The sequence below is a fragment of the Streptomyces sp. NPDC005494 genome (assembly GCF_042872025.1).
In the GTDB taxonomy this organism is placed as follows: domain Bacteria; phylum Actinomycetota; class Actinomycetes; order Streptomycetales; family Streptomycetaceae; genus Streptomyces.
In genome coordinates, this window is record NZ_JBIAJR010000002.1 from 353867 (window position 1) to 367205 (window position 13339).

The 13339-nt window shown below is 71.0% G+C and carries 11 protein-coding genes; 4 read left to right on the forward strand and 7 right to left on the reverse strand.

Features of this window, described 5'->3' with window-relative positions; translation table 11 throughout:
- Positions 1 to 50: 50 nt before the first annotated feature.
- Positions 51 to 2057, reverse strand: a complete 2007-nt coding sequence (locus ACFYQ6_RS07350) for an amino acid adenylation domain-containing protein (RefSeq protein ID WP_388761370.1) — start codon at positions 2055 to 2057, stop codon at positions 51 to 53.
- A 410-nt stretch (positions 2058 to 2467) separates the two neighbouring features.
- On the opposite strand from ACFYQ6_RS07350, the gene ACFYQ6_RS07355 reads away from it, so the two are divergent.
- The 4 genes from ACFYQ6_RS07355 to ACFYQ6_RS07370 all read left to right on the forward strand — a co-directional run bounded on the left by ACFYQ6_RS07355 (position 2468) and on the right by ACFYQ6_RS07370 (position 4673).
- Positions 2468 to 2932: a MarR family transcriptional regulator gene (locus ACFYQ6_RS07355; protein WP_361572918.1), complete on the forward strand. Its 465-nt coding sequence runs from the start codon at positions 2468 to 2470 to the stop codon at positions 2930 to 2932.
- A gap of 568 nt (positions 2933 to 3500) precedes the next feature.
- Positions 3501 to 3761 (forward strand): hypothetical protein, encoded by a 261-nt coding sequence (locus tag ACFYQ6_RS07360; protein ID WP_361572916.1) that lies wholly within the window; start codon positions 3501 to 3503, stop codon positions 3759 to 3761.
- 92 nt (positions 3762 to 3853) lie between these two features.
- A complete protein-coding gene (panD, locus tag ACFYQ6_RS07365; RefSeq protein WP_388761373.1) occupies positions 3854 to 4279 on the forward strand; it encodes an aspartate 1-decarboxylase in 426 nt (141 codons plus the stop codon).
- 37 nt (positions 4280 to 4316) lie between these two features.
- On the forward strand, positions 4317 to 4673 hold the full coding sequence (locus ACFYQ6_RS07370) for a GNAT family N-acetyltransferase (protein ID WP_361572748.1): 357 nt from the start codon (positions 4317 to 4319) through the stop codon (positions 4671 to 4673).
- Between the two features lie 436 nt (positions 4674 to 5109).
- Here the strand turns inward: ACFYQ6_RS07370 and ACFYQ6_RS07375 are convergent, their stop codons facing one another.
- From ACFYQ6_RS07375 to ACFYQ6_RS07400, 6 genes are all read right to left on the reverse strand, one after another.
- Positions 5110 to 6537 carry a diaminopimelate decarboxylase gene (locus ACFYQ6_RS07375; protein ID WP_388762217.1) on the reverse strand — a complete coding sequence of 476 codons (1428 nt, stop codon included), beginning with the start codon at positions 6535 to 6537 and terminating at the stop codon, positions 5110 to 5112.
- A 32-nt stretch (positions 6538 to 6569) separates the two neighbouring features.
- Positions 6570 to 7367: a family 1 encapsulin nanocompartment shell protein gene (locus tag ACFYQ6_RS07380; RefSeq protein WP_361572746.1), complete on the reverse strand. Its 798-nt coding sequence runs from the start codon at positions 7365 to 7367 to the stop codon at positions 6570 to 6572.
- On the reverse strand, positions 7364 to 8437 hold the full coding sequence (locus ACFYQ6_RS07385) for a Dyp-type peroxidase (RefSeq protein ID WP_388761376.1): 1074 nt from the start codon (positions 8435 to 8437) through the stop codon (positions 7364 to 7366). The genes ACFYQ6_RS07380 and ACFYQ6_RS07385 overlap by 4 nt, the downstream gene beginning before the upstream one ends.
- A 174-nt stretch (positions 8438 to 8611) precedes the next feature.
- Positions 8612 to 10072, reverse strand: a complete 1461-nt coding sequence (gene gndA, locus ACFYQ6_RS07390) for an NADP-dependent phosphogluconate dehydrogenase (protein ID WP_361572742.1) — start codon at positions 10070 to 10072, stop codon at positions 8612 to 8614.
- 160 nt (positions 10073 to 10232) lie between these two features.
- Entirely contained in the window at positions 10233 to 12065 is a 1833-nt protein-coding gene (locus tag ACFYQ6_RS07395) for an ABC transporter ATP-binding protein (protein ID WP_361572740.1), read from the reverse strand.
- Positions 12066 to 12685: 620 nt separating this feature from the next.
- A complete protein-coding gene (locus ACFYQ6_RS07400; protein WP_361572738.1) occupies positions 12686 to 13153 on the reverse strand; it encodes a DUF5709 domain-containing protein in 468 nt (155 codons plus the stop codon).
- Positions 13154 to 13339: the final 186 nt, after the last annotated feature.

The window sequence follows — 13339 nt, forward strand, 5'->3', positions numbered from 1 at the left end:
ACATCGGGCGACCGGCGCGGCGCGCGTGCCGGTCGCTGTCGGGCACTTCGTCAGCCGTGCGACGAAGAGGTGGTGGCCTGGGCGCGTGACTCCTCGATGAAGCGCGCCAGCTGCTCGACCGTGCCGTGCCGGAAGACCGACTCGGTGGTGATCTCGATTCCGAATATCTTCTGGAGGCGGGAGGCCAGCTGCACGAAGTGGAGGGAATTCCCGCCGTGTCCCAGGAAGGAGTCGGTGGTCGAGAAGTCGTCCATTCCGGAGATCTCGATCCAGGACTGGAGGACGACAGTTTCGAGGGGGTTCCGCATGGTCTTCTCGCCTTTCTTGGATTTCTCGTTCCGGTTGTTCCGGCTTTTCCCGTCGCTCCGAGATTCCACGGTGAGCGCGGTGCGGTCGATCTTCCCGTTCACATTCGTCGGCATTTTCTCCAGGTGCCGGAACGCGGACGGGACCATGTGGGAGGGCACTGCCGCGGAGAGCAGTCGGACCAGGTCCGCTGAGTCGGCGGGGCGGCCGTCGTGGGTGGTGTAGAAGGCCACGAGGTGCTTCTCGCGGGTGTCGTCGTCCTCGAACGCCTTCACGGCGGCGTCCGCGATCCCGTCGAGGGCGCGTATCGCCAGGGTGACGGCGCTGGTCTCCACCCGGAACCCGCGGATCTTCACCATGCTGTCGGACCGCCCGACCAGCACGATGTCGCCGAACTTGTTCCGTCGGGCGAGGTCGCCGGTGCGGTAGAGCAGCCCGTCGCCGTCCGGGTCCCGGCTGAACTTCTCGGCGGTCAACTCCGGCTGGTCGGCGTACCCGAGGGCCACGCCCGTGCCGCCCACGCAGAGTTCGCCCACCTCGTCGGTGTCGCAGGGGCGCAGCAACGAGTCGTAGACCTCCAGCGTGACCGTCGGCAGCGGGCGGCCGATCGGGACGACACCCGCGCCGTCGACGTCCTCGGGCGAGGTCAGCGGGTGAAGGGCGGTAATGGAGGAGTTCTCGGTGCAGCCGTAGCCGTTGTAGACGACCGCGTCGGTGTGCGCCAGGGCCCGGCGCAGGTGGTCGGGAGAGGGGAAGTCGCCGCTGAGCAGCACGATCCGCACCGAGCGCAGGCACTCCGGCTCCTGGTCGACCAGGGCGTTGAACAAGCCGCAGGGGAGGCTGAGCACGGTCGCGCCGCGCTCCTCGACGGCCTCGCGCAGGTCCGGCAGTGAGGGGAGTCCGGGGGGCATCGGCAGCAGGGTGGCGCCGTGCAGGAGGGCGAGCCAGATCTCGATGGTCGAGGCGGCGAACGAGAACGCGGCCGACTGGGTCAGCCCGTCCTGGGGGGTGATGTCGAGGGGGCCGCTGTGCGGGCCGAGCCGCGCCAGTCCGCGGTGCGCGATCCGTACGCCCTTGGGCCGGCCGGTGGAGCCGGAGGTGTACATGAGGAATGCGGCGTCCTCCGGGCCGGTGCCGGGGTCCCGGTCGTCGTCGGGGAGGTCCTCGGCGCCTCGGACCAGGTCGTCCCGGGTGAGTGCGACGTCGCGGGCGTCGGGGGGCAGGCCGTCCGGGTCGTCGCAGATCACCGGCGACGGGCGGGCCTCGCGGAGGATGCGGGCCAGGTACTCCGCGGGGTACGCGGGGTCGAGCGGGACCACGCAGCCGCCGGCCTTGAGGACCGCGAGGAGGACGGCGTAGAGGTCGGGGGACCGGCGCACGTGCACTCCGACGCGGTCGCCTCTCCTGACGCCGCGGTCCTGGAGGTGCCGGGCCATGCGGTTGGCCCGCCGGTTCAGACGGTCGTAAGTGACGCGCTCCGCGCCGTCCGCCAGGGCGACGGTCCCGCCGTGGTCGCGGACCGTCCGTTCGAAAAGAGTGGTGAGGACGAGAGGGGGGTCCGCAGTCGGTTGACCCCCCGTTCGTAATGCGGTTCCTAACTCTTCCGTCGACTCTCCCGGCTGTGCCGGTTCTTTCCATTCCGCCGATTCCGTCCGTAAGGACGGGATGTTGTTCTCCATGATTGCCGATCTCCTCGGGTGGGGGTCCGGAGGAAGAACTCCCGCGGTTCCTGGGGAACGCGCACCGCTCATTCCCGGAGGGCCTGAGGCGGGCTGGTGCAGGGTCAGCGTGCAAAGGTGAAAATATGGTTTCCTTTGGGAAATCGATGCTAATCACGATTTCGCATCGATGTCAAACGTCTGTGCCGGGACGCGAGTTGAGCGGATATTTCGTGCGTAGTGCGCCCGTGCCGACGGACGGCACGCCGTGGCGTGTGGCGCCCGCTTCCGTACCGGTCCGTTCTGTTCTCTGTGCCCGTTCGGTGTGATCGGCCGACGTGTCCGTCACCGGTCCTCGCACTCCCGTACCCCCGCTTCGGGCCCTCACGCCCGCAGATGGTGTCCTCAGGGAAATCATTTCCGGCCGACCATGGCGACCCGGGGGCGGGCCCTTGATATCTTGGTAACTCCCCCCACCGGTTACCCCCCGTACCGGAGCGCTCATGACTCCACGAGACGGCTCGACCTCCACCCGCCATCCGGAACCGACCGTTCTGCAGACAGCCCTGACCCACCTTCAGTGCCTCCTGGTCGCACGCCGGTCCCGCGTCAACCCCGAGGGCGTCAACTGGCACCAGTACGACGTCCTCGAACTCCTGCGGGCGCGCGGCTCCATGCGGCCCTCCGAACTGAGCGACGTGCTGGAGGTCTCCCGGCAGACCACGTCGAAGGCCCTGCGCGTGCTGAAGGACCTCAACCTGGTGACGCAGGTGGCCGCCGGGGAGGATCGGCGCGAGCTGAGCACCTCCCTCACCCCCGAGGGGCACCTCTTCCTCGCCCGGATCGCCCGGGGCCACCACGACGTCGCACGGCTCGCCGCCTCAGTCCTCACCAAGGGCGAGAGCGCCCTGTTCGCGGAACTCTGCGAGAAGGTCGCCGCGGCCATGGAGTCCGACCAGGTGCGGTAAGGCCGCCCGGTGCCCCGCCGGGAGGTTTCTCGTTGCGTCGGGCACAAGCGACCACACCCCCGTCCTCGGCACCTGCGGCACCACCGGCCGCCGGGTCGCCGCCCGCCTGTGCGACGCCCACCATCCGGGTCCGGGCCGCCTCCCGCGACGCCGAGGTCCCCTGCGACTGGCACGACGACACCACCTGGAAACCGGCCCACCGGCGCCGAAGGCGTCTACCTGATGCTCCCCCCACGAGCTGCCGCTCTCCCCGGACTTCGTCCACACCGCGCGGTCCCGGTGGGCGCACGCCGACTGGTCCTGCTGTCCAGCCGCGCCGTCGAGGAGATCGGCGCCGAGCGCCTGATGGCCGCCGAGCGGCTGGTCCGCGACTCCGGGGCGGACTGGACGGTCGTCCCCGGCCGACTGGTTCAACCAGAACTTCGACGAGGGCATTTTCCGCGACGCCGGCCTCGACGGCACGCTGGCGCTGCCTCTCGGCGAGTGCCGCCAGCCGTTCGTCGAGGCGGACGACATCGCCGCCGTCGCCGCCCGGACCGAGGACGGCCACTGCGGCCACACCTACGAGGTGACCGGCCCCGAGGCGCTCTCTTTCGCGGACGTGCTGGTACTGCTCGTGGGTACGCCCAGCTGGCCCGGCATGTTCCTGTCGGCCTACCAGGAATCCGCAGTGATCCAGGAGATCGGCCAGGCGTTCGCGGCCGACGGCATCTCCACGAAGATCCAGCCAGCGGAGGCGTCTGGCAGGGCGACGACGAGACAGCGTTCAACGACGCACTCGGCACGTGGATCATCAAGGGCATGGTCACAGAAACGCACGATGTTCTAGGAAGTCTCCGAGTCGGAGGCGTGTCGATGTACAATGTTGATCGCCCCTGACCTGCAAAAAACTGGCAGGGAGCCGATTTCCAGGAGTCCAAAGTGCTGCGTACTCTCTTCAAGTCCAAGATTCACCGCGCCACCGTGACCCAGGCCGACCTGCATTACGTGGGATCGGTCACCGTCGACGCCGATCTGATGGACGCTGCCGATCTGCTGCCGGGCGAGCTCGTGCACATCGTGGACATAGACAACGGCGCACGCCTCGAGACGTACGTCATCGAAGGGGAGCGTGGCTCCGGCGTCATCGGGATCAACGGTGCTGCCGCCCACCTCGTCCACCCCGGTGACCTGGTCATTCTCATCAGCTACGCCCAGGTCGACGACGCCGAGGCGCGGGCGCTCGTGCCCAGCGTCGTCCACGTCGACGCCGGCAACCGGATCGTCGAGCTGGGGACCGACGCATCCGCCCCCGTGCCGGGCACCCGCACCGAGCGCAGCCCCCACGCCGTTCCCGCGCGGAGCTGACCCGCTCACGCGGCCCCCGATCGAGGGAGCACCCGCCATGGCAGGAGCGAACACCGCAGTCGAGATCCGGGACGACCGGGAGCACGGCAAGCTGGTGGCCTACGAGGACGGGGCGGTCACGGGCGTCATCGCGTACTTCGTGATGTACCCCGAGCCGGGGGCCCTCGTGGCCGTACACACCGTCGTCGAACCCGAGCACCAGGGCAAGGGCATGGCGGGCGCCCTCGCGCGCGAGTTCTATGCCATGGCGGCCCGCGAAGGGGTTCCCGTCGTGCCCCTGTGTCCGTACGTCGCCAGGTGGGCCCAGCGCCATGCCGACCAGGCGCCGGAGGTCCCGCAGGAACTGCTGCGCGGGGCCGAGCGGCAGCTCGCAGCACATCCCGAGCTGCTCTGAAGCCGGGCGGGGCCGCCGTCGGCACAGTGTGTACGTGTGGACTCGGCAGGCGCGGGCAGCCGCACGGGGAGACGGTGGAGATGAGATCGACTCGTCCTCGCCAGCCGTTGTTGGAGGCCCGTGATGACACACCCGTATCCCGACCCCGTGCCGCCCGCGCCGACGCCCCCGCCCGTCCCGGGGCCGCCGACGCCGGTGCCCTCCCCGCCGCCTGTTCCGCCGGGGCCCGTACCGCCGGGTCCGGCGCCGGACCCGATCCCGCAGCCGCCCAACCCGAACCCCGAGCCGGTTCCCGAGCCCGAACCCTCGCCCCAGCCGGCCGGATGAGCGGAGCGGAAGTCCGGAGGGCATGACCACCGGTCCGGGGCGGACCCGTCCGGCCGACGGGTCCCGGACCGGCCGGGGCCGGACCCGCCCGGCGGACGGAACCACCGGTCTAGCGGCGGAGGGTCCCGCAGAGCTCGGTCAGCGCGTCGACGTGGCCCAGCCCGCTCTCCGCCGCCACCGAGTCCAGCGACTGGGCGTCACGCACAGGGGCGAAGCGCAGGCCGGCGCCGCCCGGATCCCCCGCGAATCCGTACACGGCGGGCCGGGGCAGGCTGTTGTAGGCCCACGGGGTCGAGAAGTAGTAGGCCCCCGTGTCGTACAGCGCCACGAAGTCGCCCTCCCGCAGTTCGGGCAGTTCCCGTGCGTGGGCCACGATGTCCCCGGCGAAGCAGCAGGGCCCCGCGATGTCCTGGACGACCGGCCGCCCGCTCCGGGGGCGTCCCTCCGCGTCGAAGGCACCGACCCGGAGCGGCCAGGCCTCAGGCATGAGGACGGTACGGGTGGCGACCTGCGCGCCCGCGTGGGTGAGGGCGATCCGGCGTCCGCCCGCGTCCTTCGTGTACTCCACACGCGCGCCGATGAAGCCGTTCTTCGCCAGCAGCGACCTGCCGAACTCGGTGACCAGGTCGTACCGCCCGTCGAAGATCTTCGGAGCGGCCTCCTTGAGCGCGGTCACATAGTCCGCGAAGGCGGGCCGGGCCTCCTCGCCGGCGAAGTTCACGGGAAGCCCGCCGCCGATGTCGATACCCGTGATGCGCCGGTCACCCAGGGTCGCGTTGATCTCCTCGGCCAGCTCGTACGTCTCGGCGATGCCCGCGGCGATGAGTTCCAGCGAGCAGCCCTGCGACCCCACGTGGGCGTGCAGCCGAGTCAGCCAGGGCCGCTCGGCGAAAGCCCGTACGACCTGTTCCCTGGCGCCGGGGTCCCTCAGGGCCACACCGAACTTCGACGTGGTCGTCGCCGTGCTCATCGGGCCGATGGACCCGCCGCCCACCTGGGGGTTCACCCGCAGGCCGAGGACCGAGGCCGAGTCCGGCGAGCGCAGCCTCTCGATGCGGCGGATCTCGCCGAAACTGTCCGCGTTCACCGCGACACCCAGAGCCAGAGCGAGCCGCAGCTCGTCGCGGGTCTTGGCCGGTGAGTCCAGCACGATCCGTTCCGGGGCGAAGCCGGCCTCGATCGCGAGCCGCAGCTCGCCCGGGCTGGCCACCTCGCATCCCATGCCGCAGTCGGCGAGCAGCCGCAGCACCGGAATCAGGGAGGCGGCCTTCGCGGCGAAGGTGTGCAGAACCCGTACCCCCGGCTCGGCCGCGAAGGCGTCCCTGAGCGCGTCGACGGACGCGCGCACCCCGTCCGCGTCCAGGAAGCCGGCGACCGGACGCTGCTCGCCCAGCAGCTCCTGTGCCACGGCGAGACGGAGCGCCTCGGCGAACCGGGTGGGGCGGAGCTCCTCGGCGCGGCCGGTGGTGCGCGGAGAGCCGGGGGAGCCCCCGGTGGCGGTGGCGTGCGGCGGTGGCGTGCGGCGGTTGTCGTCGATGGGAGCCTCGCAGGTCTCGCAGGCCGGAGCCTTCAGGCGATGAGCGGGACCACGGCCTCAGGGGTCAGCATCCGGAAGGTGAAGGCCTGATGGAAGTAGAGCCGGATACTCGTGGCGTCGTGGTCGAGATAGCCGATGGACAGGTCCTGGCCCAGACAGAGCTCGAAGTCGCCGCCCCGGGTGGACAGCAGCACCCCGCCGGCCACAGCGGGCGCCCACAGGATGGGTTCGTCGAGCTGCCGGGCGAGATGGGTGGTCACGGGATAGCCGTGGTCGGAGGTCTCGGACGCCTCGGTGAAGGCATCAGCGCCGAGCAGCAGCCGGTACGGCCCGTCGACCCCTGAGAGCCGCAGCCGGGTCAGCGCCTGGCTCACCGCGGCCGGATAGTCGCGCGCGTCCGCGGGCAGCGGCAGCGGGGAGTGCGAGGAGCCGTCCCGCAGCCCGGTGATGCCTGCCGCGGCGTAGCCGTCGATGACGGCCATGTCCTCGGCGAAGGCACAGGTGCGGGCGGCGTCCTTCACGGGCTGCCAGTCGCTGTCCTCGGAGCCGCGCTCCACGTCGTCGACGGCCGCCCTGGTCACGGTGAACGGCACCCGCCACTCGATGACGGGGGTCGCCGTACGGGCCCGGGCGATCACATCCGGGGTGGGCGGGTCGATGTCACGCAGATGGCCGTCCCCGATCGCCGCCAGCGTCGGACCCTGCGGGTCGCTCACGTCCACCACCCGGCGGCCCGCGACATGCCTGCTGAAGGTGCGTCTCGCCTCCTCCTCGATCTGGTCCCAGGCGGCTTCGGTGACGGGGGCGAGCTCACGGTGGAGGTTGTTCATCGCGGGGCGCTTTCTTGCAGGCTGCCGATACGCAGCGAACCGTCGCGCACCACCGAGGCGTCGACCGGCGGCCTGGCCTGTGCACCCTGAGGCTCGGGGACGCCAGTCGTACCGGCGGGGGAGGGCGGCGGCGGGGGAGCGTCGAGGAAATCGGCGCGCGGGGCGTGGAAGAGGCTGCCGGTGACCGCGGTGGAGAAGTCGAGAATGCGGTCGTGGACACCGGGCGGGCTGCCCAGGAACATGTTGCGGAGCATCTGCTCGGTGATTCCCGGATCGGCCGCGTACCCGATGAAGTACGTGCCGAACTCGCCCTGTTCGAAGCTGCCGAACGGCATGTTGGCGCGCAGGATGTCCCGTTCGGTCCCGTCGGCCTCGGTGACGGTGTTCAGGGCCACGTGGGAGTCCGCGGGTTTGACCTCGTCGGCGAGTTCCATGTCGGTGAACTTCGTACGCCCGATGATCCGTTCCTGCTGCTCGGTACTCAGCGCGTTCCAGCCGGCCAGGTCGTGCAGATACTTCTGCACGACGACGTAACTGCCGCCTTCGAACGCCGGGTCCTCCGGCCCGACGAGGGCCGCGGCCCTGGCGTCGTCGCCCACGGGATTCTCCGTGCCGTCGACGAAACCGAGCAGATCCCGGTGGTCGAAGTAGCGGAAGCCGTGGACCTCGTCGACCACCTTCACCGCGTCACCGAGCCTGCCGAGCAACTGAGAGACCCACTCGAAGCACACGTTCATCTGCTCGGCCCGGACATGGAACAGCAGATCCCCAGGAGTGGCCGGGGCGTGATGCAGCGGCCCCCGCAGTTCCTGGAACGGGTGGAGCTCCGCCGGCCGGGGGCCGGCGAACAGCCGGTCCCAGGCATCCGAGCCGAAGCCCGTCACACACGCGAGACCGGCGCTCGGCACACGGAAGCCGATCGAGCGGGCGAACGCCGCGAGATCAGGCAGCACCGCGCGTACGGCGGACTCACCGCCGGGCTCGATCGTGGCGACCAGAACCACTGCGGCGCTGGTCAGAGGTGCTACGACCGGCTGGACCACGACGGGTTCCGGTACGGCGTCCGACATGCGCGCGCTCCGTGGTCGGTGGACAGGGCTTCCTGCCACTTATCCACACCAGGCGCCCGGCCGCACCCCCTCCCGGTCCGGCCGGGCGACGCGTCCGGCCGGGCGACGCCTCGCCCCGAGCCGCCACGTCCTCGGCCCTCACCCGGAACGCCCACGCGGCTGACGGCGGTCATCTCACCCGGCGGACGTCTCCGACCTGTCGCCGCCCCAGAGCGTGTGGAACGAGCCCGCACGGTCGGTACGCCGGTAGGTGTGCGCCCCGAAGAAGTCCCGCTGGGCCTGCGTGAGCGCCGCGGGCAGCCGCTCGGCCCGCAGCCCGTCGTAGTACGAGAGCGCGGCGGCGAACCCCGGGGTCGGCACCCCCTGCCGCGCGCCCTCGGCGATCACCGCACGCCAGTCGTCCTGGGCCGCGCCGATCTCCCGCGCGAACTCCTGGTCGGAGAGCAGACTCGGCAGATCGGGGCGGCTGTCGTACGCGGCGCGGATCCGGTCCAGGAACGCCGCCCGGATGATGCACCCGGCCCGCCAGATCGCCGCCACGGCCCCCAGGTCGATGTCCCAGTCGTACGCCTCGCTGCCCGCCCTGATCTGGTGGAAGCCCTGGGTGTACGAGACGATCTTGGAGGCGTACAGCGCCTGTTCGACCCGGTCGGCGAAGGCGGCGGCCTGGGTCCCGGACAGCGGGGTGGGCGTGGGACCCGGCAGAGACCGGGCGGCCTCCCGCAGGTCCGCGTGGCCGGACAGGGAACGCGCGAAGACGGCCTCCGCGATGCCGGAGACCGGGACACCGAGGTCGAGCGCGATCTGTACCGTCCAGCGGCCGGTGCCCTTCTGCTCGGCCCGGTCCTGGACGACGTCGACGAAGGGCTTGCCGGTGGCCGCGTCCGTGTGGGCGAGCACCTCGGCTGTGATCTCGATCAGGTAGGAGTCGAGGCGGCCGGTGTTCCAGGAGCGGAAGGTGTCCGCGATCCGTGCGGGGGAGTAGCCCGCCACGGACCGCAGCAGGTGGTACGCCTCCGCGATGAGCTGCATGTCCGCGTACTCGATGCCGTTGTGGACCATCTTCACGAAGTGCCCGGCGCCGTCCGGCCCGATATGTGCGCAGCACGGCGTACCGTCGTCGGCCTTGGCGGCGATGCTCTCCAGGAGGGGGCCGAGCGAGGTGTAGGACTCCGCGGACCCGCCGGGCATCATGCTCGGCCCGTTCAGCGCTCCCTCCTCGCCGCCCGAGATGCCGGTCCCCACGAAGTGGATACCCCGCTGCCGCAACGCCTTCTCGCGGCGCCGGGTGTCCTCGAAGTGGGCGTTGCCACCGTCGATCAGGACGTCGCCCTCCTCCAGGAGGGCCGCGAACTCGTCGATCACGGCGTCGGTCGCCTCTCCCGCCTTGACCATGATGACGATGCGGCGGGGCTTCTGGAGCGAGGCGACGAACTCCTCGGCGGTCACGGCCGGGACGAAGTCCCCCTCGTCGCCGTGCGCGTCGAGGAGGTCCCGGGTGCGCGCCTCGGTGCGGTTGTGGACGGCGACTGTGTGACCGTGGCGGGCGAAGTTACGGGCGAGATTGCTGCCCATGACGGCGAGTCCGGTCACGCCGATCTGTGCGGTGGCTCCGGACGAGGGGGTGGTGGGCATGGAGGTGCGCTCCTGTTGCGATCGACGTGCTCGTGCGCCGGGCGCGCCCCTGCCGGGGGCGGAGGGGCGGCGCCGGGCCCTTGGTATCCGTACGCAGCCCGGTCATGGTCGCACGCCGGACCCGGGGGAGCCCGGCACGGGGAAGGCGGCAGGGGGCGTGTCACCCCGGCTGTTCGGCCGGGGTGACGGGCCGTCCGGCCGCGGTGTCGACGAGGAAGCCACCGGACTGGTGGTGCCAGAGCTTGGCGTACGCCCCTCCGGTGAGCAGCAGCTCCTGGTGCGTGCCCTGCTCGGCTATGCGGCCCCGGTCGAGGACGATCAGGCGGTCCATCGCCGCCACCGTGCTCAGGCGGTGGGCGACGACCAGGGCGGTCCTGCCCTCCATCAGTTGCCACAACGCCTGCTGGACGAGGGTCTCGCTCTCCGAGTCCAGTGCGCTGGTCGCCTCGTCCAGCAGCAGGACCGGCGCGTCACGCAGGATGGCCCTGGCGAGGGCGACCCGCTGGCGCTGACCGCCGGACAGCTTGACGCCCCGCTCCCCGACCATGGTGCCGAAGCCCGCGGGCAACTGGTCGGCGAACTCGGTGACGTGTGCGGCATCGGCGGCAGCACGGATCTCGGCGTCGGTGGCGTCCGGCCGGGCGAAGAGGATGTTCTCGCGCAGGGTGCGGTGGAACATGGCCGGTTCCTGGGGGACGTACGCGATGAGGCTCCGCAGGTCTGCCTGCGTCAGCCGGCTGATGTCCTGCCCACCGATCAGGATGCGGCCGGACTGGACGTCGGACATGCGTAACAGCAGCCGGGTCAGAGTGGTCTTGCCTCCGCCGGAGCGGCCGACGAGACCGATCCTCGCGCCGCTCGGGACGTCCAGGTCGAGTCCGTCGAAGATCGGCCGGCCGCCGTCGTGCGCGAAGGTGACCTTCTCGAAGCGGACGTCCGCCGTCTTCGCGCGGAGGGGCTCCGGCTCCGGCGGATCGAGCACGGTGGGCGGCGCGACGAGCAGCTCGGTGAACTGCGCGGCCTCGGTCATCGAGCTCTCGAGACGGCGGTAGATCTGGTTGAACTCGAACATGATGCGGGTCGAACCGGTGTAGTAGGTGAACGCCACCACGATCGCCTCCACGCTGCCGCCACCCGCGCCGAACGCGACGGCGAGGAGCAGTCCCAGGCCGTTGGTCAGTACCGACATCGGAGCAACGAAGGTGTCGATGCGGAGGTTTCCGTAGTCCCACGAGCGCAGAGTCAGCCGCCGGGACTCGGCGACCCGGGCCCTGTGCTCGGCGGCCTCGCGCTCCTCGGCGGCGAACGCGCGCACGGTGTCCATGTTCATCAGCGCGTCGGACACATGTCCGGAAACCCGCGCGATCGCCTCCTCGCGCCGGTTGACCAGCTGCTGACGGCGGCGGATGAGCGGGGCGGCGCACACGGCGGTCAGCGCGATCATCGTCAGGAGCCCGGCCACCAGCAGGGGGTCGTAGGTCCAGAGGATCACCGTGCCGAACAGCAGTGGTGCCAGGCTTCCTATGACGCTGAACGTGAGAGTGTCGACGAACTCCTCGAAACGGGAGGCGAAACTCAGCACCCGCTTGGTCAGGGAGCCTGCGAAGTTGTCCTGGAAGAAGGCCGCGTCCTTGGCGAACAGGGCATCCATGCCGGTAACGTACAGGTGCTCGATACCGAGTGCGTCGACCCGGTTGAGGCAGTGCAGGCCGATCCGCCACATCGTCTCCGCCAGGAGCAGGACCCCGGTGAAGACGGCGATGTAGGGCAGTGCCTCGCGGACACCGATGCCCCCGCCGTCCGCTATCCGGCCGACGAGCTTGGCGACGACCAGCGGTGCGAGATAGGTGATCCCGATGTTGCCGATGGCCGGCAGCAGTAGCGCCGGCACGGACAGTGCGGGTACGCGGGACAACTCCCGAAGGTAGTGGCGAAGTGCGATCCGGACCGGGCCGCTGACCGGTCCGGTGCCGTGAGACTGCTGCGATCCCATGCCGACCTCATGTCGTTTCGCGGGCAGTTGCTCCGGGTTCCGCCGCGGTGTGAGGCCTGCGGGAGGGCAGCGCCGTACCCGGCGGAGCGCTCGCCGTGCGTCCGCGGCAAGAGATCCGGGACTGGGAAGTCTCCCGTGGCAGGGCAGGCGGAGTCCAAGCGTTTTCGTGGGGAGGGGCAGTACAACGGTGCGTTTCGGCCGGACCCTGTGCGCGCCCTCGCACCACAGGGCGCGTGCGTACGGTCCTGCCGGGCCGGCAGTGCACGTCGGCGAGGGGCAGGCGCGCAGCCGCGAGGAAGCGAGCCCGTGCCGCGCCTCAGGAAGGGCTGTGCGGGGCGCGTCGGCGGTGATCGGCGGACGGCCGCGAGGGAGCGCGCCCGGGAGGGGAGGGCCGCGAGGGAGCGCGGGAGGGGACGGCGGCGAGGGATCGCGCGGGAGGGGACGGCGGCGAGGGATCGCGTCGGCGGTGGCCGCGGACGACGGCGGGAAGCGCGGCGGCCGTGATCCGGGGCAGGGGCCTGGAGGTACTGGCTCTCCGTGCCGTTCGGCGTGCCGACCGCTGCTCGGAGCGGTCGTCGGCGCCCAGGCCGCCGCCCGAAGCGGCGTCGCCGCGCGGACCGCTACCCGAACAGGTCCTCCTCCTCGGGGATCACGTGCATGGCCGCTTCCTCGGCGGAGGCAGCCGCGCCGTCGATACCGACATCCTGTGCGGTGAGGGTGGCGGGCACGTGGCCGTCGCCGCCCTGAGTGAGCCGCCCGGCACGATCGGTGCCCACTTCCGTGTCGTAGGGCTCTCCGTCACCACCCGCGAGATCGCCGATCCAGTCGTCGGCGGCCCCCGGCGTCTCGGGAACTTCCCTGGTCAGGCGGGTGTCGAGGGATTCGCCCGTGTGCTGCTCCGACGCGGTGGTCCCCTCGTCGTCGACGGCCCAGGGCCGGTCGGGCGGGGAGTACCCCTCCTCCAGGACGTCCGTGACCCCGGACGTGTCCAGGGTGTCCTCCACGTCCAGCAGGTCGGCGGGGTCGGAGGCCTCCGGCTCCTGCGGCTGGTAGACGTCGTCCCCCCGGTCGCTCTCCCTGTCGGTCATGGCGAGTCCCTTCCTCCGGGTCCCCCTGTACGTAATTCCACTCCGGTCCGGCGAGGGGCGCAACGGATAGGGGTCCCGGCCAGCCATGACGCTGATTCAGATGACAATGAAAACGATTGTCGATAGCGTATGTGCGGGCGGCCCGGAACCTCCGCGGGGGTGACTCCTGCCTGCCCGCACAACCCG